Annotated in this window: 24 protein-coding genes; 6 read left to right on the top strand and 18 right to left on the bottom strand. The window is 66.9% G+C overall.

What is annotated here, in order from left to right:
- Positions 1-130: 130 nt before the first annotated feature.
- Complete coding sequence (locus FOF45_RS11580; RefSeq protein WP_158985026.1) at positions 131-688, top strand: TlpA family protein disulfide reductase; 558 nt, start codon at positions 131-133, stop codon at positions 686-688.
- 204 nt (positions 689-892) lie between these two features.
- On the opposite strand, the gene FOF45_RS11575 is transcribed toward FOF45_RS11580, so the two are convergent.
- Genes FOF45_RS11575 through FOF45_RS11550 form a run of 6 tightly spaced genes read right to left on the bottom strand, consistent with a single transcriptional unit; the run spans position 893 to position 7,674 of the window.
- Positions 893-1,321, bottom strand: a complete 429-nt coding sequence (locus FOF45_RS11575) for a type IV pilin protein (RefSeq protein WP_158985024.1) — start codon at positions 1,319-1,321, stop codon at positions 893-895.
- A gap of 11 nt (positions 1,322-1,332) precedes the next feature.
- Complete coding sequence (locus FOF45_RS11570) at positions 1,333-4,950, bottom strand: PilC/PilY family type IV pilus protein (RefSeq protein ID WP_158985022.1); 3,618 nt, start codon at positions 4,948-4,950, stop codon at positions 1,333-1,335.
- An 11-nt stretch (positions 4,951-4,961) separates the two neighbouring features.
- Positions 4,962-5,507 carry a pilus assembly PilX family protein gene (locus FOF45_RS18160; protein WP_233264134.1) on the bottom strand — a complete coding sequence of 182 codons (546 nt, stop codon included), beginning with the start codon at positions 5,505-5,507 and terminating at the stop codon, positions 4,962-4,964.
- Positions 5,504-6,613 carry a PilW family protein gene (locus FOF45_RS11560; protein WP_158985020.1) on the bottom strand — a complete coding sequence of 370 codons (1,110 nt, stop codon included), beginning with the start codon at positions 6,611-6,613 and terminating at the stop codon, positions 5,504-5,506. The genes FOF45_RS18160 and FOF45_RS11560 overlap by 4 nt, the downstream gene beginning before the upstream one ends.
- 1 nt (position 6,614) lies before the next feature.
- Positions 6,615-7,082: a type IV pilus modification protein PilV gene (gene pilV / locus FOF45_RS11555; RefSeq protein WP_158985018.1), complete on the bottom strand. Its 468-nt coding sequence runs from the start codon at positions 7,080-7,082 to the stop codon at positions 6,615-6,617.
- A 13-nt stretch (positions 7,083-7,095) separates the two neighbouring features.
- Positions 7,096-7,674: a GspH/FimT family pseudopilin gene (locus FOF45_RS11550; protein ID WP_158987461.1), complete on the bottom strand. Its 579-nt coding sequence runs from the start codon at positions 7,672-7,674 to the stop codon at positions 7,096-7,098.
- A gap of 138 nt (positions 7,675-7,812) precedes the next feature.
- Here FOF45_RS11550 and FOF45_RS11545 point away from each other — a divergent pair, with 138 nt between their 5' ends.
- Entirely contained in the window at positions 7,813-8,865 is a 1,053-nt protein-coding gene (locus FOF45_RS11545; RefSeq protein ID WP_158985016.1) for a sensor histidine kinase, read from the top strand.
- A gap of 36 nt (positions 8,866-8,901) precedes the next feature.
- On the opposite strand, the gene ppnN is transcribed toward FOF45_RS11545, so the two are convergent.
- The 5 genes from ppnN to grxD all read right to left on the bottom strand — a co-directional run bounded on the left by ppnN (position 8,902) and on the right by grxD (position 15,796).
- Entirely contained in the window at positions 8,902-10,278 is a 1,377-nt protein-coding gene (gene ppnN / locus FOF45_RS11540; RefSeq protein WP_158985014.1) for a nucleotide 5'-monophosphate nucleosidase PpnN, read from the bottom strand.
- A gap of 117 nt (positions 10,279-10,395) precedes the next feature.
- Positions 10,396-13,824 (bottom strand): TonB-dependent receptor, encoded by a 3,429-nt coding sequence (locus tag FOF45_RS11535; protein ID WP_158985012.1) that lies wholly within the window; start codon positions 13,822-13,824, stop codon positions 10,396-10,398.
- Positions 13,825-14,101: 277 nt separating this feature from the next.
- A complete protein-coding gene (locus FOF45_RS11530) occupies positions 14,102-14,698 on the bottom strand; it encodes a YhgN family NAAT transporter (RefSeq protein ID WP_158985010.1) in 597 nt (198 codons plus the stop codon).
- 13 nt (positions 14,699-14,711) lie between these two features.
- A complete protein-coding gene (locus FOF45_RS11525; RefSeq protein ID WP_158985008.1) occupies positions 14,712-15,476 on the bottom strand; it encodes an SDR family NAD(P)-dependent oxidoreductase in 765 nt (254 codons plus the stop codon).
- Entirely contained in the window at positions 15,476-15,796 is a 321-nt protein-coding gene (gene grxD, locus FOF45_RS11520) for a Grx4 family monothiol glutaredoxin (RefSeq protein WP_158985006.1), read from the bottom strand. Before grxD ends, FOF45_RS11525 begins: the two co-directional genes overlap by 1 nt.
- 155 nt (positions 15,797-15,951) lie before the next feature.
- Here grxD and FOF45_RS11515 point away from each other — a divergent pair, with 155 nt between their 5' ends.
- Positions 15,952-16,530 (top strand): superoxide dismutase, encoded by a 579-nt coding sequence (locus FOF45_RS11515; RefSeq protein WP_158985004.1) that lies wholly within the window; start codon positions 15,952-15,954, stop codon positions 16,528-16,530.
- A gap of 90 nt (positions 16,531-16,620) precedes the next feature.
- Here the strand turns inward: FOF45_RS11515 and FOF45_RS11510 are convergent, their stop codons facing one another.
- Positions 16,621-17,763, bottom strand: a complete 1,143-nt coding sequence (locus FOF45_RS11510; protein WP_158985002.1) for a 5-(carboxyamino)imidazole ribonucleotide synthase — start codon at positions 17,761-17,763, stop codon at positions 16,621-16,623.
- Positions 17,760-18,263, bottom strand: a complete 504-nt coding sequence (gene purE / locus FOF45_RS11505; protein WP_158985000.1) for a 5-(carboxyamino)imidazole ribonucleotide mutase — start codon at positions 18,261-18,263, stop codon at positions 17,760-17,762. Before purE ends, FOF45_RS11510 begins: the two co-directional genes overlap by 4 nt.
- Before the next feature lie 64 nt (positions 18,264-18,327).
- On the opposite strand from purE, the gene FOF45_RS11500 reads away from it, so the two are divergent.
- Both FOF45_RS11500 and nadC read left to right on the top strand, forming a co-directional pair.
- A complete protein-coding gene (locus FOF45_RS11500) occupies positions 18,328-18,597 on the top strand; it encodes a Trm112 family protein (protein ID WP_158984998.1) in 270 nt (89 codons plus the stop codon).
- On the top strand, positions 18,594-19,463 hold the full coding sequence (gene nadC, locus FOF45_RS11495) for a carboxylating nicotinate-nucleotide diphosphorylase (protein WP_158984996.1): 870 nt from the start codon (positions 18,594-18,596) through the stop codon (positions 19,461-19,463). Before FOF45_RS11500 ends, nadC begins: the two co-directional genes overlap by 4 nt.
- A 15-nt stretch (positions 19,464-19,478) precedes the next feature.
- On the opposite strand, the gene FOF45_RS11490 is transcribed toward nadC, so the two are convergent.
- Positions 19,479-20,279, bottom strand: a complete 801-nt coding sequence (locus FOF45_RS11490) for an FHA domain-containing protein (RefSeq protein WP_158984994.1) — start codon at positions 20,277-20,279, stop codon at positions 19,479-19,481.
- Between the two features lie 71 nt (positions 20,280-20,350).
- Between FOF45_RS11490 and FOF45_RS11485 the strand changes: the two genes are divergently transcribed.
- Entirely contained in the window at positions 20,351-20,674 is a 324-nt protein-coding gene (locus tag FOF45_RS11485) for a DUF3301 domain-containing protein (protein WP_158984992.1), read from the top strand.
- 83 nt (positions 20,675-20,757) lie between these two features.
- Here FOF45_RS11485 and FOF45_RS11480 read toward each other — a convergent pair whose 3' ends face one another.
- The 4 genes from FOF45_RS11480 to FOF45_RS11465 all read right to left on the bottom strand — a co-directional run bounded on the left by FOF45_RS11480 (position 20,758) and on the right by FOF45_RS11465 (position 24,182).
- Positions 20,758-21,249, bottom strand: coding sequence for a ClpXP protease specificity-enhancing factor (locus tag FOF45_RS11480; RefSeq protein ID WP_158984990.1), 492 nt, complete (start codon positions 21,247-21,249; stop codon positions 20,758-20,760).
- Positions 21,250-21,352: 103 nt separating this feature from the next.
- Entirely contained in the window at positions 21,353-21,988 is a 636-nt protein-coding gene (locus FOF45_RS11475) for a glutathione S-transferase N-terminal domain-containing protein (protein ID WP_158984988.1), read from the bottom strand.
- Between the two features lie 150 nt (positions 21,989-22,138).
- Complete coding sequence (locus FOF45_RS11470) at positions 22,139-22,885, bottom strand: cytochrome c1 (RefSeq protein WP_158987459.1); 747 nt, start codon at positions 22,883-22,885, stop codon at positions 22,139-22,141.
- Positions 22,886-22,922: 37 nt separating this feature from the next.
- On the bottom strand, positions 22,923-24,182 hold the full coding sequence (locus FOF45_RS11465; RefSeq protein ID WP_158984986.1) for a cytochrome b: 1,260 nt from the start codon (positions 24,180-24,182) through the stop codon (positions 22,923-22,925).
- Positions 24,183-24,184: the final 2 nt, after the last annotated feature.

Here is a 24,184-nt window from a genome sequence, read left to right as displayed (position 1 = left end):
CTTCGGGGTCGAAAGCGGCCGTTCCAGGACACGTAAAGTAACTTGCCGCCTCCAGTCGGAACAATGGATCGCCAACTCGCATAATCGCTCTCTCGGGGACGGTGTCGCTGGAGCGACCAGGGGAGCAGGCATGATCAAGCGATGGAGTGCCGGCATGCTGCTGGCATGCGTGATGGCGTTCGCGGCGCACGCTGGAGCGCCGAAGGTCAGCAGCGGCGACATGCCGCCGGACATCTTCGGCAAGGACGAATCGGGCGATCCGATTTCGCTCGAAAACCATCGCGGCAAGGTCGTGATCGTGACCTTCTGGGCGACCTGGTGTCCCTATTGCCTCAAGGAGTTGCCGATCCTGGAGAACATCCAGAACCTCGTGGGCAAGGAGCGGATCGAAGTGATCGCTGTCAACTGGAAGGAAGACCGCGATACGTATCGCGTCGTCAAGCACAGGCTCAAGGACCTGACGCTGACCCTCACCCGCGACACCAGCGGTCGGATAGGCGAAGCCTACGGGGTCCAGTCGATTCCGCACATGCTGATGATCGGCAAGGACGGGCGCGTCGACACGGTTCGCAGGGGCTACTCCGAAGAGGACCTGGAGGACATCGCTGCCGATCTCAATCGCCTGCTGCAGGCGCCGTATGTCGCGACGATGCCCACCGCACCGGCTTCGGCCGGGTCGGCCCGCTGACCACCAGGATCGCGGCGGCGAGCCAACCTTCAGCGCCTGCCTGATCACGACGCAATCTGGCCCATCCAAGACCTGCACGACACGTGCGATGAGCCGTGTACGCGATACGTCGTTACAAACCGGAGAACAAAAAGGCCGCGATCGCTCGCGGCCTTTCCGTTTCCGAAGATCGCTCCGACGATCACATCGGAACGATCCGATCCGTCACCAGCAATCCTTGACTTCGGTACCGCTGTTGCTGACGGCCTTCTTGCCGGTCTGGTCGATCGACAGCGTGGCGCACTTGGTGTCGCGCGAGGCCTGCTGGCCCTCCGGCGCCGCGGTGACCGAGAAGCTCGTCGCGTCCGCGTCGTCGCTGATGTCGATGGTGTAGAAGTCCTCGAGATCGGCTCGGCACTGCAGGTCCGGCACGCCGGGCGCGGCACCGTCGTCGTCCACGTAGCTCAGGTGGGTCGTGTAATAGCGCTCCATGAACTGCGACACCTCGAGCGCGCAGGCCGCAGCGGCCGCGCGTCGGGTCTTCATGATGTGGTTCTGGTAGCTCGGATAGGCGATCGCCGCCAGGATGCCGATGATGCCGACCACGGTCATCAGTTCGATCAGCGTGAAGCCACGGATCTTCGCAATCTGCATGTCTTTCGTCCTCAATCCTGTTTGAACAGCTCGCGCCAGTTCAGGCGCTTCTGCTCGCCTTCCGGCGGGGGCATCTTGATGCCGCCACACTCCGCTTCCGAACCGCAGGCGTAGACGTTCTCGCCGACGACGTCGCCCTGGCCCGGCATGCCGATGCCGAGGTCCACCGAGCCGACGATCTGCGAATCGTCGCCGGTGTTCGGATTGTTCGGATCGGGCTGGGTCGGATTCTGCAGGCTGTCGTCCGCGCCGACGTCGATGTAGCCCGTCGTCGTGCCGTTGGACTGCGGGTTGGTGCCGGTGAACATGTCGATGGCGTTGATGTAGCCCCGGCCGGTCGCGTCGCAATCCTCGCCCGGCGACGGGATGATGCTGGAGAACCACAGCGCGCGACCCTTCACGAACGGCGCCGTGACGACACGTTCGCCCTTGGCGGCGGGCAGCGGCACGCCCAGGTCGATGAACCAGCCGTCCACGCCCGCCGGCAGCGGCGAGTACTTCTCCCAGGATCGCGCCGTATTGCCCTTGGCGTCGGTGCCGACGTAGGGGATGGAGCGCTCTTCCAGATCGTCGCGGCCGTCGATCGTGTCGTTGGAGTCGATCAGCGAGTAGATCGTCTGCACCTGCTGGACGGTGTCGGTGACGTCGCCGTTGGTGATGTACTTGCCCGTACCGAAGGCGACGAAGATCTGCGTCGTCTGCGGATCGCGCGCGAGCGCGACGGACGCGGTGATCGGCTGGGTCGCGCCGTCCGGGTCGGTGGCGACGAACATCGGCGAGCCGCTGTTGGCGACCGCCCAGTTCGACGCAGTGGGGCTGCGCACGTCGAACTTCCACAGGTTGCCGGTGAGATCGCCGGCGTAGATGTAGTCCGCGTCGCCATCGTTGTCGATGTCCGCAGCGCGCGGTTCCGCCAGGCCACCGCCGGTCGCGCTGGCGACGATCTTGATCGTGCTTTCCAGCGCGCCGCTGGTGCCCATCACGTAGCCGTAGAGCACCGAGCTGCCGTTGTCGCTGTCGATGCCATTGCCGACGAAGGCCACGGTCTTGCCGTTGTTGCCCAGACGCACCAGCGGTGCGCCCAGCACATGGCCCATGTCGGCGTCGGCGACGGTCGCGGCGGAGCTGCTGAACGTCTTGTCCCACAGCACCTTGGTGGCGCCGAACGAAGCCGGCGCGGTCACGTCGAGCGCGAACACGCCCTTGCCGCCACGACCCAGCGAGCCGACGAGGATGTTCTTGTCCTTGCCCTGCGTGAGGGTGGTGACGTCGATGCCGCCGTCAACGAAGAAACGGTGCTGGTAGTCCGGGTCGCTCAGGCTGGCCAGGCTGGTGAAATTCAGGCCAGAGGGGACGTACGAGAAGCGCACCGAGCCGTCGCTGGTGTTGATGGCATGGAGCATGCCGTCATTCGCGCCGATGAACAGCGTGTCGGTGCCCTTCACGAAGAACGGCGACGAGTTGACGATATCGCCGATCACCGAGTCGCGCTTGCGCAGGTTGGCGGCGCCTGCGCCGCCCTTGATGTAGGTCGCGTTGTTGGCGCCGGTCACTGCGGCGGTGCCGCCCGTGCGCTCCAGCGCCGTCGTCTGCGCCGTGGTCGGGAAGGCCGCACCCGCCGTGCCGCCCCACGTGTAGACGCCGCGCGTGCGGAACGACCCCAGGTTGGCGGCCGCTACCGATGCCACGCTCCACAGCGGCGTGGTCTGCAGGCCGCCGACCAGACTGAAGGCCCGCACGTCGCCGGTCCAGTTGCCCGAGGTGTAGATGGCCTGGAACAGCTTGGAATCGCTCTGCAGCGTCGAGCCGTTGGTCGAGACGTTGGAGCCCGAGGCCGTGCGGACCTGGATGGCCGACAGCGTGTCCTTGAGCGCCTTGGCGAACGCGTCCGGATCGGTCGCCGCGACGAAGCTGCCGTGGCCGTTGATCGCGGCGTGCATCAGGTCGTCGATGCGGCGGTTCGACTCGTTGCTCCAGGAGTTGTTGGTATTGGTGGCCGTCTTCCACGGGTTCGGCCAGGCCTTGGTGCCGGCCTCGATCGCCGGGACGTCCGACAATTGCAGCGTGCCCTGCAGGCCGATGGAGATGCCGAACGTCGACATGTGCTGCCAGAACGCGTCGTTCTGCGCCGTCGACGGCACGTTGTTGGCCAGGTCGGTACGCAGGTCGCGCTTCCAGTAGTGCATCGCGACGTCGGCGAGCGTGTCGGCGGCACTGTCCTTGAAGCGGGCCGTCGCCGCGTAGGTATAGCTCTTCTGGGACGTATTGGCCGGATCGATCTTCACGCCCGCCGTGTTGTCCGAGTTGCCGATCACCGCCGTGCCCGGCGCATCGCCGAAGCCGCCGTCGCTGTCGTTCCAGTAGCCGTCGGTGGTCAGGATCGCGAAGTTCTGGCGGCAGCTGAGCTGGTTCGCCGTGGCTTCCGGACCCCACGGGCCATCCGTACCGGTCTGCATCTCGAAGTAGTCGCCCGCGCGCTTGAGCGCGCCATGCAGCGGCGTGCCGCTGTTGGCGTTGGCCCGTTGCAGGTAGTCGAACCAGTTGGTCTTGTTGGTATCGCGGAACAGGCCCTCATCATTGCCCACCGGGATCTTGTATGCGGGCAGGTCGCCTGCGACCGCGGTACTGCCGTCACGATTCCAGATCGAGTCGAAGCCGACGCGGAAGTTCGTGCCGAGCTCGCCGAACGCCTGGCTCGCACCGGCCTTGGCAGCCTTGGAGCGTGTGCGGTAGTACGAGTACCAGGTGGCGTACTTGGTGATGATCGTCGCCGCCGCGGTCGCATCCATCGCCGTGCCGGAGAAGTACTCCGCCACCAGGTCGACGTTATCGACGTTGTCGCGGCGGGGCGAGGAAAGCCGGATCGTGTAGGCGCCCGTGGCGGGGTCGTTCAGGACGCACGATTCGAAGTTCCCGTCGTTCGCGCTCGTGCAGACGGTGGTGCCATTCCTGATCAGGGTCAGCGTGACGTTACCGTCGCCGTCCTTCGTGCGCACGTCCAGGCGGATCGCCCCGGTCGGCACCGTGATGGCGTAGTCGCGGCTGCTGTTGTCGTTGAGGTCCTGGTTGTTGTCCGTGCGCAGGTTGGTCACGCCGCCCTGGATCACCTTCAACGCACCGTTGTGCATGATGATCGAGTAACGATCGAAGTTCGCCGAGTTGGTGAAGTCGGTGGCACTCGCCTTGGGCAGGTAGTACTCGTTGACCTGCCAGCGGATATCGTCCAGGCCCGTCAGCGTCGCGTCGTTGGTGTAGACGCTGTCCATCGTCGTGCCCGTGGTGAAGCGCGTGCCGTCGGCCTTCATCCACGGCTTGTAGTCCTTGGACGGGTCGAAGTAGAGCGTGTTGTGCTTGTAGGTCTTCAGGCCGATCGCGGTCGGGCTGGTCTTGCCGTTGATCGTGTTCGCGTCGTTGGCGACGGCGCCCGGCATGAAGTCCCATGCCATCGAGCCCGAGTCGTCCAGGATGAACATGATGTTCGGCGGCAGCGAGCCCACGCCCGTCTGCAGCGGAAAGTTGGGGAAGCTGGTGGCGGCGTTCACCGGCAGGGCCAGGCACGTCGCCATGCAGGCCAGGAGCGCCGAATGCAGCGGGGCGATCCGAGGCGTGTTGGGCTTGCGGTTCGTCATCGGCGCATTCCTCATTGCACTTCGTACAGGGACTGCAGCAGCACTTCGGCGCCGTTGGCGGCCTGGCTGTGCACGGTGATGCGGTAGACCTGCGCCTGCGAGACGCACTCGTCCGCGGACATGTCGAGCGTGTTGGTGCACGAGGAGGAGACGCCACGACCGAAGTCCTCGACCACGAACTGGCCGCGGATGCCGTCGAGCTCCTCTTCCGTCAGCTGATAGCCACCGGCCTCGTCCCAGAAATCGTCCGCGGCCCAGGCCGGCTCTTCGCCAGCGACCGTGCGGGCGCAGGCGCCGTTCTCGCAGCCTTCGTCGGGAAGCGCCGGCTTGCCGGCGGCGAAGCGTTCGGCTTCGCGCAGGACCGCTTCGGCGACCTGGAAGGCCTGCGCACGAGTCACGGTGTTGGCGGCCATGCGTTCCTGCAGGATCGCGCCGCGCATCGACGCCAGGCCGAGCAGGGTCACGATCAGCAGCAGCATCAGCACGACGACGAGGGCGGCGCCGCGCTGCTGCGCGGGAAGCCTGGGCTGGATACGGATCTTCGGAGGATTCCTCACAGCACGCCCTCCCGGTTGCGCACGGCGACGACGTGGGTCAGGCGACGCGACAGCACGTTGCCGTCTGTGCCCTCGATGTTCTGTCCGCGCAACGCGCCTTCGCTGCCTTCGATGGTCAGCGTCACCTGCACGGCATTGATGGTCCGCCAGTCGGCCACGGCATCGGCTTCGACGAAGGCCGCGCCGCCGTTGGCGCGGTAGAGCAGCTGCATGCCGCTGACGCCTTCGGCCACTTCGACGGTCTCCGTCGCGGTGGGTGCGCCGGCCGCCGTGGTGTTGGTCAGGCGCGATCGGTACAGCGAGCGTCCGCCGCGGCCGTTGTTGCCGATGTACCAGCGCATGGTCGACACGCGCGCGACGATCGCCGGCGCGTCGCTGGACGGCACGCACTTCACGTCGGGCGCGGTGCCGGTGGGCACCAGCAGGCACGAACCGGTGGTCGGCGTGCCGCCACAGGCGGCCGGCTCTTCCGGCACCAGCCAGGCAACGCAGTTGCCCGGGGCCGTGCCGCCGGTGGCGTGCGCCAGATCGTTGCCGGAGATGCCGCTGATCTGGAAGACATAGGCACGCGAGGTGTTGCAGGCGACGACGATGTCGTTCGCCGCGAAGCCCGCCGTGCTGGCCATCGTGATATCGGAGGCCGGCAGCAGCTGTTGCGAGACGGCCGCCTCGTTCTCGTTGGCCAGGTGGATGTCGATGGCGTCGGTGCCGTCCACGCGCTCGGCCGCAGCGGCGCCGTTGTCGGTGCCGGCCGCTTCCTCGTCGCCCATGTACCCGCGCATGCCGCGGTCGAACGAGGTCCACCAGTCGCTGCTGCGACTGCTGAGCAGGTTGACGATCACCGCGCTGTTTCCGCACGGGATGCCGCCGGCCTCGCGCAGGTCGCGGCTCATGATCTCGAACGAGACGCGGCTGTTTTCCTGGATGCGGTTGAGGGTTTCGGTCGAGGCGTAGATACGCTGGTTGGACAGGAACAGTCCGCCCGCCGCGGCCACGACCAACATGCCAAGCAGCAGCGAGATCATCAGCTCGATCAGCGAGAAACCGCGTGCGTGGCGGGGACTGGCGACGGCCCGGACGGCCTTGTGGCGTTGGAGGGTCGTCATGTCACAGCCTGCTTTGCATGTTGAAAGATTCCTCGGCGCCGCCGCCGACCGCGCGGGAGTCGTCCCACTGCACGCCGATCGTGCACACCTCGTCCGCACAGTTGATGCGGCCGCAGCTGGCCGGACCCAGGTCCGCCTGCACGCCAGCCAGCCAGCCGTTGAACACGGTGTAGTCGGTGTCGTCGCCGTCCTCGGCTTCCTTGGTCTCGCACACGAAGTCCGGCACGTTGTAGCCGCCCGCCAGCGCGACGGCGCGGTTCAGGCGCAGCGTGTCGAACGCGCTGTAGATGTGGATGACCGCCTGCGAACGGCCGGCGCTGCTGTTGCTGTTCTTCAGCGTTACCGCTTGGAGGGCGGCGATGCCGAGCATGCCGATGGCCATCACCAGCACGGCGATGAGCACTTCGAGCAGGCTCGAGCCCTTCTGGCGTCGGCGGCCCGGCGGCCGCGGCTTGCGATGCGATTGCATGGACGTCCTCATTTCAGTTCGCCAGGGCGGTGCAGTCGGCGGTGCCGTCGCGGCGCTCGACGTTGATGCGGCTGACCCCGAGCCTCACGTCGCGCGTGTTCTCCGCCTCGGCGACCTTGGTCGAGCAGACCGAGATCGCGCCTTCGCGGGCACCGGCATCGCCCACGCGGGCGAAACCGTCGGCGCCGAAGCCGATGCGCTGGTTGGTCGCGACGTTGGCGCTCGGGTTGACCGTCAGGCCGTTGGTGATCTGGATGCTGCGGATGATCTCTTCGCCGGCCGTGGCGTCGCTGTCGCTGTTCGCGTCGTGGAAGACGATCACGTGCGACCAGTCGTCGCCGGTGCAGGTGGCGTCGTCGGTGCTCGGGCACAGCAGGACCCGGGCGTTGCGGCGCACCGACTCGGTGCGGGCGATCTGCAGGCCCGCGACCAGTTCATTGCTGGCCGCCGCCAGGCGATTGCGGGCGATCATGCTCGTGAAGCTGGGCACGGCCAGCGTCAGGATCACCGCCATCACGGCCAGCGCGACCATCAGTTCGATCAATGTGAAGCCGCCGATGGCGGCCGTGTTCTTGCCTTGCAGGCGCTGCATGCGTCCTGACCCCAGAGTGTCCCCACGGATACGGTAGGGACTCCCCCCGGTACGCGCCACCGGGTACCGATGGTCGGGCGGGATCGCGGAATGAACGGTCCCCTGCCCCCGCGTTCTGGGACAGGCATCATTAGCCACATGACGACTCCTTCCACCCGTCGCGCCAATCGTCGTGCGACCGACGCTCCCCAGCCCCTCGACACGCTCTGGCAGGCCCCCACGATCGTATGGGTGATCCTGGCCGGCGAATGCCTGGCGGTCGTGCTCGCGCTCGCGCCCGGTGCGAGCGGCACGCGGATGGTCTACTTCGGCCTCGCCTCGCTGGTGATCCAGTGGGTGTCGATGCTGTCGCTGGGCGTGCTGTACCTGCTGCGGCGCGCGCTCGCGCACCTGCGTCCGCAGCGGCTGGCGTGGGTGGCGCTGGGCCTGATGCTGCTCAACACCTGGCTGGTCTCGGGCATGGGCTGGATGATGTTCGGCGACGGCTGGCCGCTGGCGAGCGAGGGATGGCCGCGGCTGATCCTGCAGCTCACCGGCATCGTGCTGGCGGTGGGCCTGCTCGGCCTGGCCGCGTTCGAGAACCACTGGCGCGGGCGCCTGCATGCGGTGCGCGCCAAGCAATCGGAACTGCAGGCGCTGCAGGCGCGCATCCGTCCGCATTTCCTGTTCAACACACTCAACACCGGCGCGGCCCTAGTGCATCGCCAGCCGGAAGAAGTGGAACGGCTGCTGCTCGACCTGGCGGACCTGTTCCGCGCCGCGCTGGCCGGTCCGCGCGACATCTCGCTGGAAGACGAACTCGCCCTCGCCCGCCGCTACCTCGAAATCGAATCGCTACGTTTCGGCGAGCGGCTGCGCATCGACTGGAAACTGCCGCGCGAACTGCCCGACGTCACCGTTCCCGCGCTGTCGATCCAACCGCTGGTCGAGAACGCGATCCGACACGGCATCGAACGCCGACCGGAAGGCGGCGACATCGAGATCGCGGTCACCACCACACCGGACACCGTCGTCGTGCGGATCATCAATCCGCTGCCGTCGGGCGGCGAGAACCGCCCGGGCCATCAGGTCGGACTGAATGCCTCGCAGGTGCGGATCGAGGCGCTGACCGGCGGACGCGGCAGCGTGCTCACGCAACAGGAAGGCAAGCGCTTCATCGCGACGGTGCGCCTGCCCATCGGCGAGAACTGACGCCTTCCTCCCGCGCGGGAGGAAGGCGCGTCCGGCTTACGCCACCACGCGGTAGCAGGGGCGGTATTCGCCGGCGATCTTCATGCGCCGCTGTTCGACGAACGCACGCAGCAATGCGTCGAGCGACTGCATCATGTCGGCATCGCCGTGGATCTCGAACGGCCCGAACTGTTCGATGCGGCGCATTCCGTCTTCCTTCACGTTGCCGGCGACGATGCCGGAGAACGCGCGGCGCAGGTCCGCCGCCAGCTCGTGCGGCTTGCGGCCGTGGTGCAGGTCGAGCGCGGCCATCGCTTCGTGGGTCGGCACGAACGGACGCTGGAATTCCAGCGGGATGTCCACCGCCCAGTTGAAGAAGAACGAATCCTTCTGCGCGATGCGGTGTTCGCGCACCTTGCGGATGCCCGTGGACATGCGCTTGGCGACTTCGTCCGGATCGCCGATGACGATCTGGTAACGCGAGGTCGCCTCGTCGCCGAGGGTCAGGCGGATGAACTTGTCGATCTGCTCGAAGTACGGCGCGGCCGCGGTCGGTCCGGTGAAGATCAACGGGAACGGCAGGTGCGCGTTCTCCTCGCGCAGCAGGATGCCGAGCAGGTAGAGGATCTCCTCCGCCGTGCCGACGCCGCCGGGGAACACGATGATGCCGTGGCCCAGGCGCACGAAGGCTTCGAGGCGCTTCTCGATGTCCGGCATGATCACCAGGTGGTTCACGATCGGATTCGGCGACTCGGCCGCGATGATGCCCGGCTCGGTGATGCCTATGTAGCGCGTCTTGAAGCGGCGCTGCTTGGCATGCGCGATCGTTGCACCCTTCATCGGGCCCTTCATCGCGCCCGGGCCGCAGCCGGTGCAGATGTCGAGGCCGCGCAGGCCCAGTTCGTACCCGACCTGCTTGGTGTAGACGTATTCGTCGCGCGAGATCGAATGGCCACCCCAGCACACGACCAGGTTCGGTTCGGCCGGATGCAGGATGCGCGCGTTGCGCAGCAGGCCGAACACCGCGTCGGTGATGCCGTCGGTGCTCTGCAGGTCGCGGCCGCTGTCGGCGCCGAGATCCATCACGGTGTAGGCGAGGTCGCGCACGACCGCGAACAGCAGTTCGGCGACGCCGCGGATGATCTCGCCGTCGACGAATGCCATCGCCGGCGCGTTGTGCAGGTCGATGCGCATGCCGCGATCCTGCTGGTGCACCTCGATGTCGAATTCGGGATACAGCTCGCGCGCAGCGCGCGGGTCGTCGGATGCGCTGCCGCTGGTCAGCACGGCGAGCGCGCAGCGGCGCAGCAGGTCGTGCATGCCGGTGGAGACATCGCGCAGGCGCGCGACCTCGTCGCGCGACAGCACGTCCAGCCCGCCCTTGGGGTAGATCCGGGCGTTGACGGTGGGAAGGGTGGTTTCGATGGTGCTCATCAAGCTCTCTTTTCGTCTTCTTCGTTGTTTGGCAATGCGACTCTAGCCCCCTGCCCCACAAAAAGAAAACGGCCGGGTTTCCCCGGCCGTTTTCGCTGAAGCTCGAGTCTGGATGGATCAGAACTCGTAACGCAGACCCACCGAGATCGACCACTGCGAGATGCCGTTGGTCTGGCCGTCCGAGTTGGTCGGCAGGCCCAGTGCGGTGACCTGGCCGAACTCCGGACGATTGTCCGGGCCGTTGCCGCGGTAGCCGTACACGTACTTGCCGTTGTAGATGCCCTGCAGCGTCGCGACGGCGTTGTTGGCGTTGAAGCCGTAGTCGACGACGTGGCCCCAATCCTTGTTCAGCAGGTTGCCGACGTTCTGGATGTCCAGCCAGATCTGCGACTTGTGGCCTTCGAAGAAGCCCGGCAGTTCCTGGCTGATACGCACGTCGAACGTGTTGACCCAATCGGCGCGGAACTCGTTCTCCGGAGCGAACTGGCCCTTGTAGGCGGCCAGGCCGTCCTGGGTCGACAGCCACGACCAGAACGCTGCTTCCATGTTCGGATCGGCGGTGAACGTCGGCGCAGCCTGCGTGCCACCGATCGAACCGAACAGCACGTCGCCCGGGCCCGCCGGCACGTAGAACAGGTCGTTGAACGTACGAGCGTCGCCGTTCGCGTCGCCTGTGAAGATGTAGCTGAACGGACGACCGCTGCGGCCTTCGTAGAACAGGCCGACGTGCGTGGTGTAGTCGCCGAAGAACTTGTGGTCCCAGTTCAACGCACCGGTGATGCGGTCGCGGATCTCGTAGCGCGCGGTCGAGCTGGTCGGCTCGTTGATGTTGAAGCCCAGCTGCGAGCCGTAACCCGAACCCGCCGTCGAGCTGGTGAGCGCGGACACTTCCTCGGCGTTGGTGTAGGTGTACGCCAGGCTCCACGACCAGTCGCTGCCGTCGGTGAACGGCCTCGTCAGCGAGACGGTGAACTGCTGGCCCTTGCCCTTGTTGGTGTTGTCCAGCTCGTAGACGTCACCGAAGAAGCTGTTGTTGCCGAAGCGCGACTGCGGCTGGTTGGCCGCGGCTGTGCCCGACGGCACGACGTAGTCCGGACGCGCACGGTTCCAGTACAGCACGCGACCATCGGGGCCGAGGAAGCCAGGGCCGACGTTGAGGCTGTTATAGAACAGGCCGTTCTTGACGTCGGTCAGGATCAATTCGGCCGACGCGACGATGCCGTACCACGGCGTCTCGACGTCCATCGCCAGGTTGGCCTTCCACACCGACGGCAGCTCGAAGTCGTCGGCGATCAGGTTGACGTTGCGGATGCCCGCGCCGCCCGCCGGGATCGGCTGGTTGAAACCATCGGGCGAGAAGTTCAGGCCGTTGGCGCAATGACCGCCGTGCGGCTCGCTGGCCACCGGCACCCAGACGCAGGCGATGTTGCTACCGCCCGGCGAGGTGCTGTTGGGCGTACCGAAGGCGATGTAGTTCATGCCGGTGCTGCTGTACGAGTTGCCCACCCACACGTTCGGCGCATCACCCTGGAACAGGCCCACGCCACCACGCAGCTGCGCCGGACGTTCCCAGTCGAAGGTGTAGTTGAAGCCGAAGCGCGGCTGCACCAGGTAGTCGTCGGCGTAGGTATTGGTGTTGTCCAGACCGAAACCACCGTTCGTGCAACCGGCCGGGCCGGTGCCGTTGGCCACGCGCGCCGAAGCGAAGCAGGCGTTGAACGGCGGCGGCGGCGTCGCCTCCGGACGATCGGCACGCACGCCGAAGGTCAGGGTCAGGTTCTGCGAGGCGTACCATGTGTCCTGCACGAACAGGCCCAGACGCTTGTCCGTGTAACGCGCGGCGATGGCGTCCGGATTGGTCGGGTTGGTCTGCAGGTCGTAGTCGTAGTACTCGCCACGGCGGAACGCGTCGATGCCGTAGAAGTTGTAGTTGCCCCACGAGTCCTGCAGGAAGAAGTTGTAGACCTCGTTCTCGCTGTACTCGGCGCCGAACTTGAGATCGTGGTCGCCCAGCGACCAGGTACCGGCGGCGAAGTAGTTCCAAGTCTCGGTCAGCAGCGTGTTGCCCGGCGTGCTGCGCTCGGTGCCCAGGCGGATCGAGTCGCCGGTGTTGATGGCGGTGCCCGGGTTGTTGTCGTCGAAGAAGATCGAGATGGTCGGCGCGTTGGTCGGCGCGACGCGGATCGCCGAGTAGTCGCGGTACGAGGCCTTGAACTCGGTCGAGAACGTGTCGGTCCAGTCGCTGAAGACCTGGCCGACGTAGCTTTCGACGGTCTTGACGTGGTTGAACCAGTTGGAGCTCAGGGCCAGCACGCTGGCGCTGGAGGCTTCCGGACGGATGCGGTTCTGCTCGAGCTTGCTGTAGCGCAGGCTGGCGCGGTGCGCATCGTTGATGTTCCAGTCGAGCTTCAGCGCGTACTCTTCCAGCTCGGTGTCGCCGCTGCCGGTGGTGGCGCCTGCATCGAAGCCCCAGATGTCGCGGGCGATGTCCTGCACCGTCTGGACGTCGGCGGCGGTGAAGTCGGCGCCCACGGCCAGCGGGTTGGTGCCCTGGCTCTTGCCGGCCGGACCGATGTCGGTCTGCTTGAACTTCTCGTAGTTAGCGAAGAAGAACAGCTTGTCCTTGATCACCGGACCGCCGACGGTCATGCCCCACGTCGACTCTTCGGAGAATTCGTCGAACGGCAGGCCGGTGACGTCGAGCAGGCTGCCCGCCACGCGGGCCGGGTAGTCGCCGAACCAGTCACCGTCGCGGTAGCTGCCGTACACGGAGCCGTGGAACTCGTTGGTGCCCGACTTGGTGACGGCGTTGACGTTGGCGCCGGCCGCGCCGGAGAACGTCACGTCGTAGTTGGCGATGTTGACGTCGATGGCCTCGATGGCTTCCATCGACACCGGCTGGCGCTGGGTCGGCATGTTGTTGCCTTCCAGACCGAAGGTATCGCTGGCCGAGACGCCGTCGATGTTGATCTTGTTGAAGCGCGGGTTCATGCCGCCGGCCGACATCGAGCCCGAGGCACGGTCGGTGAACGACAGGCGCGGATCAAGGCGCATGTAGTCCTGGATGTTGCCGTTGACCGACGGCAGCGCTTCGATGGCCTGGCGGCTGATGCTCGTGCCGGCGCCCATCTTGGTCGCGCTGAACACATCCGAGCCACCCACGGCGACCGCGGTGACGGTGTCCAGCGTGGTCAGGTCGCCGGTCAGGGCGGCGTTGACGGTGTTGATCTTGTTCAGATCGAGGTAGACGTCGTCCTCGGTCTTGGTGCCCTCACCCGACTTGGTGATGGTGACGCTGTACGGACCACCGACACGCAGGCCGCGCGCGTTGTAACGACCGTTCGCGTCGGTGGTCGCACGGCTGACCGTGCCCGACTCGACGTGGGTGATCGTGACTTCGGCGCCCGCGACGGGCTGGCCGTCGGTGCGCGTCACCATGCCGCCGACACCGGCGGAGGTGGCCTGCGCGAACACGGGCGCGGTAGCGAGAGCGGCAAGCAGGCCAAGCGTGAGCTTGGACAAGCGGACGCGGTTCGGATGGGTCATTTGAGATGGCCTCGGTGCATGGGATTACGTGACGGAGCGCCGGGCGACGAAGGCCGCGCCATGCGCAAGAAGAATTCAGAACGCCCCTGACCCGGGCGGCGAAACGGAACCCGCCGGGTTAACAGCAGTTTAACAGGCTAGGTAGGGTCTGTGACAGAGACGTGACGACCGTCAACAACCGACACATGCCGCCAAACGGCGACAAGGGGCGCCAGAACGGGCCCCGGGGTTCGGGAGCCGGCCGACGCAAGCGGTCGGCCGGTCGGCAGGGCCGTCCTTACGGAGGCGCGATCTGGAGGTAGGTGCCTAGGCCGTCGAGGAACATCTGCACCGAGATGGCGACCAGCAGCATGCCCATCAGGCGTTCGATGGCGGTCAGGGCGCGGCGGCCCAGCAGCTTGTAGAGCAGGGTCGCGGAGAACAGGATCGCCGCCGTCGCACCCCAGGCGATCAGCAGGGCCAGGCTCCAGTCGGCCAGGCGTGCGGGCTCGTTGCTGCCCATCAGCATCACCGCGGCCATGCCGGACGGGCCGGCCACCAGCGGGATGGCCATCGGCACGATGAAAGGCTCGCCGTCGGGGATCTCGCCCATCAGGCCTTCCGGCGGCGGGAAGATCATGCGGATGCCGATCAGGAACAGCACGATGCCGCCAGCGATCGACACCGACTCCTGACGCAGATGCATCAACTCCAGCGCGTACTTGCCGCCCCACAGGAACAGCATCAGCACGCCCAGCGCGATCAGCAGCTCGCGCGCCAGCACGATGCGCTGGCGCCGGGGCGGCAGGCCGCGCAGCAGACTCAGGAATACCGGGACGTTGCCCAGCGGATCGAGGATCAGGAACAGCAGCAGTGCCGCGGAGGCGATGGTCATGAAATCGAGCCCGTCACTGCAGCTGGGTCAGCGTGAGGGTGGCGGGCGTCGGCGCCCAGACCTGTCCGCGATGCGCCGCCCCGGCGGGCGACAGCAGGGTCACGCAGGCCGCGGCGTAGGCGTTCGGCTCGACCGCGTTGCGATCGGTTTCCTCGACGTAGGCCTTCGCACGCAACGGCGTGCGCATCGGACCGGGCTGCAGGCCGGCGACCCGCACCGTCGAGCTGCCGAGTTCCGCGTGCAGCATCGCGACCAGTCCGGCCGCGCCCTGCTTCGCCAGTCCGTAGCCGCCCCAGTACGCCTTCGATACCCGCGCGGCGTCGTCGACGACGAACACGATCGACGCATCCTCCGACTTCGCCAGCAACGGCAGGCAGGCCTGTGTCAGCCACCACGGCGCGGTGAGGTTGACGTGCAGCGCGCGTGCGAACGCAGCCGGATCGGTCTGCGCCAGCGGTGTGAGTCCAGCGAAATCCGCGGCGCAATGCAGGACGCCGTCGAGACGTCCGAGTTCGCTTTCGATGCGCTGCGCGAGTTCGGCGTAGTCGTCGGCCGACGCGCCTTCCAGGTCGAGCGGATACAGCAGCGGTTCCGGGCCGACCTGCGCCAGCGCGTCGTACACGCGGTTCAACTTGGCCACCTTGCGACCGAGCAGCACCACTGTCGCGCCGGCGCGCGCGCATGCCAGCGCGGCCGCGCTGCCGAGACCGCCGTACGCGCCGGTCACCAGGACGACACGGCCATCGAGCGCGCCCGCGCCCTGTGCAGCGGCCGCCATCACTGGCGCTGCGTCTCGCTGATCATGCGCGCCAGCTCGCCGGACTCGAACAGCTCCAGCGTGATGTCGCATCCGCCGATCAGTTCGCCGTGGATGAAGAGCTGCGGGAACGTCGGCCAGTTCGAATAGCGCGGCAGATTCGCGCGGATCTCCGGATCCTCGAGCACGTTGACGGTGTGCAGTTCGGCCGCGCCGGCGGCCTTGAGCGCCTGCACCGCACGACTGGAGAAGCCGCACATCGGGAACTGCGCGGTGCCCTTCATGAAAAGGACGATGGGATGGCTTTCGACTTCAGCCTGGATCCGTTCCATAACGGACATGGATGCAACTCCTGCGATGGTGCGTTGCGCGCCATTGACGGCACGGCAACGAAGCGTGGGGATAGAATGGCAATTGTAAGCCTTCCCGAGCCGCGGACGCGCCGCCCACCGGTCGCCGCCCGGCATTCCCTTAGCCAGCCCTTCTGGAGCCCGCAATGGCCATCGAACTGCCTCCGCTGCCCTACGACCGCACTGCCCTGGAACCGCACATCTCCGGCGAGACCATCGATTTCCACTACGGCAAGCACCACAAGACCTACGTGGACAACCTCAACAAGATGATCGAGGGCACCGAGTTCGCCTCGCTGTCGCTGGAAGAGATCATCCGCAAGTCGCAGGGCGGCATGTTCAACAACGCCGCGCAGATCTGGAACCACACCTTCTACTGGAACTGCCTGTCGCCCAACGGCGGCGGCGAGCCGACCGGCAAGCTGGCCGACCTGATCGCCAAGGCCTTCGGCGACTTCGCCAAGTTCAAGGAAGAGTTCACCAAGGTCACCGTCGGCACCTTCGGTTCGGGCTGGGGCTGGCTAGTGCAGCGTCCGGACGGTTCGCTGGCGCTGGTCAGCACGTCCAACGCCAACACCCCGCTCACCGGCGACGACACCGCGCTGCTGACCTGCGACGTGTGGGAACACGCTTACTACATCGACTACCGCAACGCTCGTCCGAAGTACGTCGAGTCGTTCTGGAACCTGGTCAACTGGGACTTCGTCGCTTCGAACCTGAAGTAAGACGCGGTATCCGCGGATACGAAAACGGCCGGGGAGACCCGGCCGTTTTTCTTTGCAACGCCGACCGTCGCGGCGATGAAGCGAAGTGGCTCAACCGTGCAGGCGTTCAACCACCGGTGCGACCTGCGCCTGGCGTCCGAGCGCCTCGCCGACGCGCTGCAACGAAACGGCCAGCGCCTCGGCAGTGTCGGCGCGCAGCGTTGCATGGCCGACCTTGCGTCCGGCGCGCGGCTGCTTGCCGTAGTCGTGCCAATGGCCGCCGGCTTCGCGCAGCATCGGCAACGCATCGGGCATTTCGCCGATCCAGTTGAGCATGCACGCCAGTCCGACCATGCGCGTATCGCCCAGCGGAAGGCCGAGCACCGCGCGCAGGTGGTTCTGGAACTGGCTGGTCTCGCTGCCTTCGATGGTCCAGTGGCCGGAGTTGTGCACGCGCGGCGCGAGTTCGTTGGCGAGCAGTTCGCCGTCGCGGCAGAACAGCTCCAGCGCGAACACGCCGACGTAGTCCATCGCCTCGCCGAGGCGACGCGCGTAGTCGTAGGCGATTTCCTGCAACGCGCTGTCGACGCGCGCCGGCGCAAGGCTCGCCGACAGCACACCGTCGACATGCCAGTTCTCGGTCAGCGGCCAGGCGCGGAACTCGCCGTCGCGACCGCGCACCGCGACCACCGACAGCTCACGCTCAAAATGGACGAAGCCTTCGAGGATCAGCCCGACCTTCGGTGCCTGTGCGCCCAGCGCGTCCCACGCGGCATCCGCGTCGGCCGGCGTCTTGATACGGAACTGGCCCTTGCCGTCGTAGCCAAGACGACGCGTCTTGAGGATGCACGGCGTGCCGATCTCCGCGAGCGCCGCATCGAGCTGCGCGCGCGTGTCGATCGGCGCGAACGGCGGCACCGGGATGCCGAGCCCCTTGAAAAGCGTCTTCTCCGCGAGACGATCCTGCGCGGTGGCGAGTGCGCCCGGATTGGGGAACACCGGCACGCGCTGGCTCAGCCACTGCGCCGATTCGGCGGGCACGTTCTCGAAATCGAACGTCGCCACGTCCACGCGCGAAGCGAACTCGCCCAGCGCCGCTTCGTCGCGGTAGTCGCCCACCACCATCGGCGCGAACTGGCCGGCGCAGGCGTCGGCGACGTTGTCCATCACCAGGAAGCGCAGGCCGAGCGGCGCGCCGGAAAGCGCGAGCATGCGGGCCAGCTGCCCGCCGCCCAGAATTCCTACAGTCGTCATTTCCGCGGATCGTCGTTGGCGAGCACGTCGTCGGTCTGGCGCGTGCGGAAGGCATCGAGTGCCTGGCCGATGGCGGGATGGTCGTGGGCCAGCATCGCCGCGGCGAACAGCGCCGCATTCGCCGCGCCGGCGTTGCCGATCGCGAAGGTGCCCACGGGAATGCCGGCCGGCATCTGCACGATCGACAGCAGCGAATCCATGCCGTTGAGTGCCTTGCTCTGCACCGGAACGCCGAGCACCGGCACCGCGGTCTTGGCCGCGAGCATGCCCGGCAGGTGCGCCGCGCCGCCGGCGCCGGCGATGATCGCGCGCAGCCCGCGCGAACCCGCGGTCGCCGCGTAGTCGAACAACACGTCGGGCGTGCGATGCGCCGAGACCACGCGGACCTCGTGCGGGACGCCGAGCGCTTCGAGCTTGGCGGCGGCGTGCTGCATCGTCTCCCAGTCGGAGCGTGAGCCCATCACGATGCCCACGAGCGGGGCGACAGCGGATTCGGACATTGGTCGAGCCTTGGCGCAAAGACGTATTCTAACGCCCTGTCCCGCTCCCCCGGCATCGCACCGTATGGACCGCAAGCTGCTCGACCTGCTCGTCTGCCCCACCACGCGCCAGCCCCTGCTGCTGCTCGACGGCCGCGGCCTGCAGGCACTCAATACCGCGATCCAGGGCGGCGGCGTGATCCGCGGCGACGGCAGCGCCCAGTCCGACGCGCTGCGCGAAGGCCTGATCACCCGCGATCGCAAGACGGTCTACCGGGTCGACGACGGCATTCCCGTCCTGCTCGCCGAGGAAGGCATCGCGACGGTGCAGATCCCGTCGTTCCCGGGCGCATGAGCACGGCCGTGCTTCCGCCGCCGGCCGGCTCGGTCGCGCAGGACGTGGCCCGCGCCCTTGCCGAGGACGTCGGCGACGGCGATGTGACCGCGGCGCTGCTGCCGGACGTTGCCGACAGCGCCTACCTGTTGTGCAAGGAAGCGGCCGTGGTCTGCGGCCGCCCCTGGTTCGACGCCACCCATCGCGCGCTAGATCCGAACGTGCGCATCGACTGGCGCGTGACCGAAGGCCAGCGCGTCGCCGCGGGCACCGTGCTGGCGACGCTGCAGGGCCGCGCCCGCGCGCTCGTCACCGCCGAGCGCACCTCGCTGAATTTCATGCAGACGCTGTCCGCGACGGCAACCGTGACCGCCGCGTACGTCGACGCCGTGCGCGGCACGAACGCGAAGATCCTCGACACGCGCAAGACCCTGCCCGGCCTGCGCCAGGCGCAGAAGTACGCGGTGCGCGTCGGCGGCGGCGTGAACCATCGAATCGGCCTGTTCGATGCGGTCATGCTCAAGGAAAACCACGTGCGCGCGGCCGGCTCGCTGACCGCCGCGATCCGCGCGGCGCGCGCGATGCATCCCGCGCTGCCGCTGATCGTGGAAGTCGAGTCGATCGCCCAGCTCGAGGAAGCGCTGCGCGAAGGCTGCGACCGCATCCTGATCGACGATTTCGACGCCACCATGCGCCGCGAGGCGGTGCGCATCGCGCATGCGCTGCCGATCGACCGGCGCATTCCGCTGGAAGTCTCGGGCGGCGTGGACATGGACACGGTGCGCGCGATCGCGCGCGACGGCGTCGACTGCATCTCCATCGGCGGACTGACCAAGCACGTCCGCGCGATCGATCTCTCGCTCAAGCTGGGCCCGCCGCCGGCCTGACCGACGGCGTGCGCGTCAGCGCGGCAGGGACATCAACGCGGCAGCCACGCCGCCGGCAACGACCGCGGCCAGCAGCAGCCAGCGCAGCGACGAACCCTTCGCCTTCTTCTGGCGGCGCTTCGAGGTCGCGACGACTTCGACCGGCGGCTCCTGCACGCTGGTCGCCGCCACGCGGAAGCGCAGCGTGTCGAACATCACCTCGTCGCCGACATGCGCTTCGCCGCGCAGCACGCGCTTGCCGTTGATGTAGCTGCCGTTGCTCGATCCCAGGTCCTCGACCTGCACGCCCGTTTCGGTCGGCATCAGCCGCGCATGCGTGCGCGACAGTCCGGGCGTGTCGAAGCGCAGGTTGCATTCGCTGCTGCGGCCGATGGTCAGCACGCCGATCAGCGCGTCGCTGCGACCGGACACCTCGGACGAGACGCCGCGCAGGAAGAAGCGCGGCAGCACCGGCCTCACCGCGGTAACGCCCGGGTCGTCGTTGGCCGGGGGCAGTTCCGGACCGGCGTTCGCCTGGCGGGCGACGACCGGCGGCGGTCCGAGCGCAGCCAGCTTGGCCTGCACCTGGTCGAAGCCGACGCTGTCGCCGGGGCGTAGGGCGATGAGCCCCTGCACCGGTCGACCGTTGACGGTCACCGCCGTGCCCGTGGGCACGGCGAGCATCACGCCCTGCGCTGTCACGTGCAGCTGGCAATGCTGCGGCAGGACACCGGGATGGTCGATGACGATGGTGGATTGAGGATCGGACCCGACGCGGTTCACGCCGTGGCCGAGCAGAACCTGCGGGTGTTCGCCACCCGGAAAGACGAGTTTCACGTAGGACCAGCCCCCCTCAGCGCAGTCCAAGACCTCTTGCGGCAGGCGCACACCGCCGCCACAGTAATTGGATGCCGACTTTACTCATCCTGATGATCCTCGCTGCGATGGCGTTCGCATTCTGGAGCGCCGGTCGCGCCGCCGCCGAACGCGCGGAGGCGGTCGGTCGCAACGCCTGCCACGCGGCCGGGGTGCAGTGGCTCGACCACAGCGTGCACGCCATCGGCATCCGCCTGTGCCGGCACGACAGCGGCTGGCTCGGCTGGGAACGCACGTTCCGCTTCGATTATTCGATCGACGGCGAGGACCGCCACATCGGTCGCCTGGTGCTGCGCGGCGACCGGCTGGTGGCTTTCAGCGGACCGGTAACGCAGGCGCCGACGTCGCTGCACTGAGCGCCTTTCGCCCCTCCCTCGCGGAGAAGGTTGATCACGGCGACACGCACTAACGAAGTGCGGGAGGCCCCTGATCGCCAGCGTTACTTGACGATGCGCAGGTGTCCGCCGCGACGCGGCGAAGGCGTCTGCGGGCCGTCGTCGTCGCCATCGGGTGCGGGGTCGTTGGGAACCGCACTGAGCGACGGCGCGGAGTTTTCGTCGGCCATCTCAAGCTCGACCTCGCCTTCGTCGGCGGCCGCGTGGATGTCCTCGGGCAATGCCATGCCCTGCCCCGTTTCGCGCGCATAGATCGCGAGCACCGCGTGCACCGGCACGGTGACCGGATAGCTCACGCCGCCGAAGCGGGCGCTGAAACGGATCGCGTCGTTGCCCATTTCCAGTCGCGACACGGCGCGCTCGGCGACGTTGAGGACGATCTTGCCGTCCTTGACCGCATGCGTGGGCACCTGCACACCGGGGCGGGCGGCATCTACCAGCAAGTGGGGGGTCATGCCGTTGTCGGCGATCCACTCGTACAGCGCCCGAAGCAGGTACGGGCGATGGCTGGTCATCGAAGAACTTTCCTGACTCATGGCCGAAGTGTAGCGCCGCGAAGCGGTGCGCAGGTGCACGCCGAAGGCCGAAAACGCGAGGCGGGCCATGCGGCCCGCCAGAAAAAACGCATCGCGCCGGCGGTCAGGCCGGAAGTTCGCGCAGCTTGCGTTCCTGCTCGGTCAGGCTGCGGGTGAAGCCCGGGTTGCGGAAGATGCGGTTGCCGTAATCCTCGATCGCCTTGCCGTCCTTCGGCAGCGGAACGCCGAGCGCATCGAGCCGCCAGATGATCGGCGCCATCGCGCAGTCGGCCAGGCTCATTTCGGGATTGAGGAAGAACTTGCTGGCCTTGAACAGCGGCACCGACGCGGTGAGCAGTTCCTTCAGGCGCTTGCGACCGGCCTCGGCCTGCGCCTTGTTGCCCAGCTGGATGGCCTGCACCTGCGGCACCCAGTCGTGCTCCAGGCGCAGCATCGCCAGACGCAGGCGCGCGCGGGACAGCGGGTCCACCGGCATCAGCGGCGGGTGCGGATAGCGTTCGTCGAGGTATTCGCTGACGACGCTGGCGGCGTAGAGCACCAGGTCGCGTTCGACCAGGGTCGGCACCGAGTGGTACGGGTTGAGGTCGACCAGGTCTTCGGGCGGGTTCTGCGGATCGACCGGGACCAGATCGTAGGTGACGCCTTTGGCCGCAAGCACCAGGCGTACACGGTGGCACAGCACGCAGTCGGTGGAAGAGAACAGCGTCAGGGCATTACGCATACGTGGACTAGCCGCCATCATCGACCTCTCCAGCCACCGGAATCCGCCGGTGGGAAGACGCCATCCACCCCGTGTGGACGGTCGTCGCGGCCTCGATCAGCGCATCACCCCGCCAAACCGAAGGAGCCCGCACATTCCTGCGCGGGCTCCAAGGGATACAGCAAGGGATCAGTGCTTGTCCACGTCTCGCCAGTACTCGAGCTTGAGCAGGTAGGCGATCAGGGTGAACATCGCCAGGAACAGGATCACCCAGACGCCGAGGTTCGTGCGCTTCAGGGCGGCCGGCTCGCCGGCATACTCGAGGAACGTCGTGATGTCGCGGACCGCCTGGTTGAACTCGGCTTCCTTCAACTGACCCGGCTGGGTCACCTTGAGGTCGAGGACCGGACGCTCACCCGTGGCCTTGTCCGGCTCGCCGAACTCGGCGTGCTGCAGGCCCTGCAACTCCCACAGCACGTTCGGCATGGAGGCATTGGGGAACAGGCGGTTGTTCCAGCCCAGCGGACGCGACTCGTCCAGGTAGAACGACTTCAGGTAGGTGTAGACCCAGTCGCTGCCGCGGACGCGCGCGATCAGGCTCAGGTCCGGCGGCATCTTGCCGAACCACTGGGCGCCGTGCTCCGGGGTCATGTTGACCTGGATCTGCTCGCCGACCTTGGCACCGGTGAAGTTGAGGTTCTTCATCACCTCGTCTTCGGACAGGCCCAGATCCTCGGCCATGCGCGAATAGCGCAGGTACTTCAGCGAGTGGCAGCCCGAGCAGTAGTTCATGTACAGCTTGGCGCCGCGCTGGAGCGATGCGGGATCGTCCAGGTCGGTGCCCGACTGCAGCAGGTGACCGCCCTCGGAGGCGAAGGCGCCGAACGAGATCAGCAGACCGGCGGCAAAGGTGGCGAGCTTCTTCACGATGCGCATCTTCTGGGGACGGTGGATGTCGTGGCCTTGATTGAGGTCAGTCATGCATCGTCACCCGTTCCGGTACCGGCTTGGTCCTGTCGAGCTTGGTCCAAATCGGCATGGTGATGAAGAACACGAAGTACAGGAAGGTCAGCACGCGACCGATGATCGTCTCGACCGGGTCGGTACCCGGACCGGCGCCGATCTTGCCCAGCCACAGGAAGCAGATCGCCAGCATGCCCAGCATGACCTTGGTCATCCAGCCGCGGTAGCGGTGCGACTTGACCTTGGAGCGGTCGAGCCACGGCACGAGGAACAGCACGGCGATCGCGGCGAACATCACGATCACGCCGCTGAGCTTGTGCGGCACGACGCGCAGCATCGCGTAGTACGGGGTGTAGTACCAGACCGGCTTGATGTGCTCCGGCGTCACCAGGCGGTTGGCCTCGGTGAAGTTGTCATGCTCCAGGAACCAGCCGCCGAAGGCCGGTGCGAAGAAGATGACGAAAGCGCACAGGATCAGGAAGAAACCGGTGCCGAACAGATCCTTCACCGTGTAGTACGGATGGAAGGGGATGCCGTCGGCCGGCTTGTTCGCGTCCCAGCGGTTGCCCTTCGGGCCCTTCTTGATCTCGACGCCGTCCGGGTTGTTCGAGCCGACTTCGTGCAGCGCGCCCAGGTGCAGCACGACCAGCAGCAGCAGGACCAGCGGCAGCGCGATCACGTGCAGCGCGAAGAAGCGGTTCAGCGTGGCGTCGCCCGGCAGGTAGTCGCCCATGATCCATTCGGTCAGGCCGTTGCCGATGACCGGGATCGCGCCGAACAGCGAGATGATCACCTTGGCGCCCCAGAACGACATCTGGCCCCACGGCAACACGTAGCCCATGAAGGCTTCGGCCATCAGCACCAGGTAGATCAGCATGCCCAGGATCCACACCAGCTCGCGCGGCTTCTGGTACGAGCCGTACATCAGGCCGCGGAACATGTGCAGGTACACGACGATGAAGAACATCGACGCGCCCGTGGAGTGCATGTAGCGGATCAGCCAGCCCCACTCCACGTCGCGCATGATGTATTCGACCGACGAGAACGCTTCCGCCGCGGACGGCTTGAAGTGCATCGTCAGGAAGATGCCGGTGAGGATCTGGTTGACCAGCACCAGCAGCGCCAGCGAGCCGAAGTAGTACCAGAGGTTGAAGTTCTTCGGCGCGTAGTACTCGGTCATGTGCTTGCGGTACGCCGGCATCATGCCGGGTGCGCGCGCGTTGACCCAATCCATCGCGCCATTAGCGGCACGGGTGAAGATGTTCGCCATGA

This window comes from Lysobacter panacisoli, assembly GCF_009765165.1.
In the GTDB taxonomy this organism is placed as follows: Bacteria; Pseudomonadota; Gammaproteobacteria; order Xanthomonadales; family Xanthomonadaceae; genus Lysobacter_J; species Lysobacter_J panacisoli.
The sequence above is the reverse complement of the archived record's forward strand: the minus strand, read 5'-3'. Positions and strand labels throughout refer to the sequence as shown.

Coding starts and splice junctions, on each gene's coding strand:
- FOF45_RS11475 (WP_158984988.1), bottom strand. CDS start 21,988: ATGGCGGCTAGTCCACGTATGCGTAATGCCCTGACGCTGTTCTCTTCC.
- FOF45_RS11510 (WP_158985002.1), bottom strand. CDS start 17,763: ATGACGACTGTAGGAATTCTGGGCGGCGGGCAGCTGGCCCGCATGCTC.
- FOF45_RS11525 (WP_158985008.1), bottom strand. CDS start 15,476: ATGGCGGCCGCTGCACAGGGCGCGGGCGCGCTCGATGGCCGTGTCGTC.
- FOF45_RS11530 (WP_158985010.1), bottom strand. CDS start 14,698: ATGACCATCGCCTCCGCGGCACTGCTGCTGTTCCTGATCCTCGATCCG.
- FOF45_RS11545 (WP_158985016.1), top strand. CDS start 7,813: ATGACGACTCCTTCCACCCGTCGCGCCAATCGTCGTGCGACCGACGCT.
- FOF45_RS11560 (WP_158985020.1), bottom strand. CDS start 6,613: ATGACGACCCTCCAACGCCACAAGGCCGTCCGGGCCGTCGCCAGTCCC.
- ppnN (WP_158985014.1), bottom strand. CDS start 10,278: ATGAGCACCATCGAAACCACCCTTCCCACCGTCAACGCCCGGATCTAC.
- FOF45_RS11570 (WP_158985022.1), bottom strand. CDS start 4,950: ATGACGAACCGCAAGCCCAACACGCCTCGGATCGCCCCGCTGCATTCG.
- FOF45_RS11500 (WP_158984998.1), top strand. CDS start 18,328: ATGGACCGCAAGCTGCTCGACCTGCTCGTCTGCCCCACCACGCGCCAG.
- FOF45_RS11465 (WP_158984986.1), bottom strand. CDS start 24,182: ATGGCGAACATCTTCACCCGTGCCGCTAATGGCGCGATGGATTGGGTC.
- pilV (WP_158985018.1), bottom strand. CDS start 7,082: ATGCAATCGCATCGCAAGCCGCGGCCGCCGGGCCGCCGACGCCAGAAG.
- FOF45_RS11485 (WP_158984992.1), top strand. CDS start 20,351: ATGCCGACTTTACTCATCCTGATGATCCTCGCTGCGATGGCGTTCGCA.
- FOF45_RS11550 (WP_158987461.1), bottom strand. CDS start 7,674: ATGCAGCGCCTGCAAGGCAAGAACACGGCCGCCATCGGCGGCTTCACA.
- FOF45_RS11535 (WP_158985012.1), bottom strand. CDS start 13,824: ATGACCCATCCGAACCGCGTCCGCTTGTCCAAGCTCACGCTTGGCCTG.
- FOF45_RS11515 (WP_158985004.1), top strand. CDS start 15,952: ATGGCCATCGAACTGCCTCCGCTGCCCTACGACCGCACTGCCCTGGAA.
- grxD (WP_158985006.1), bottom strand. CDS start 15,796: ATGTCCGTTATGGAACGGATCCAGGCTGAAGTCGAAAGCCATCCCATC.
- FOF45_RS11470 (WP_158987459.1), bottom strand. CDS start 22,885: ATGCGCATCGTGAAGAAGCTCGCCACCTTTGCCGCCGGTCTGCTGATC.
- FOF45_RS11575 (WP_158985024.1), bottom strand. CDS start 1,321: ATGCAGATTGCGAAGATCCGTGGCTTCACGCTGATCGAACTGATGACC.
- FOF45_RS11480 (WP_158984990.1), bottom strand. CDS start 21,249: ATGAGTCAGGAAAGTTCTTCGATGACCAGCCATCGCCCGTACCTGCTT.
- nadC (WP_158984996.1), top strand. CDS start 18,594: ATGAGCACGGCCGTGCTTCCGCCGCCGGCCGGCTCGGTCGCGCAGGAC.
- FOF45_RS11580 (WP_158985026.1), top strand. CDS start 131: ATGATCAAGCGATGGAGTGCCGGCATGCTGCTGGCATGCGTGATGGCG.
- purE (WP_158985000.1), bottom strand. CDS start 18,263: ATGTCCGAATCCGCTGTCGCCCCGCTCGTGGGCATCGTGATGGGCTCA.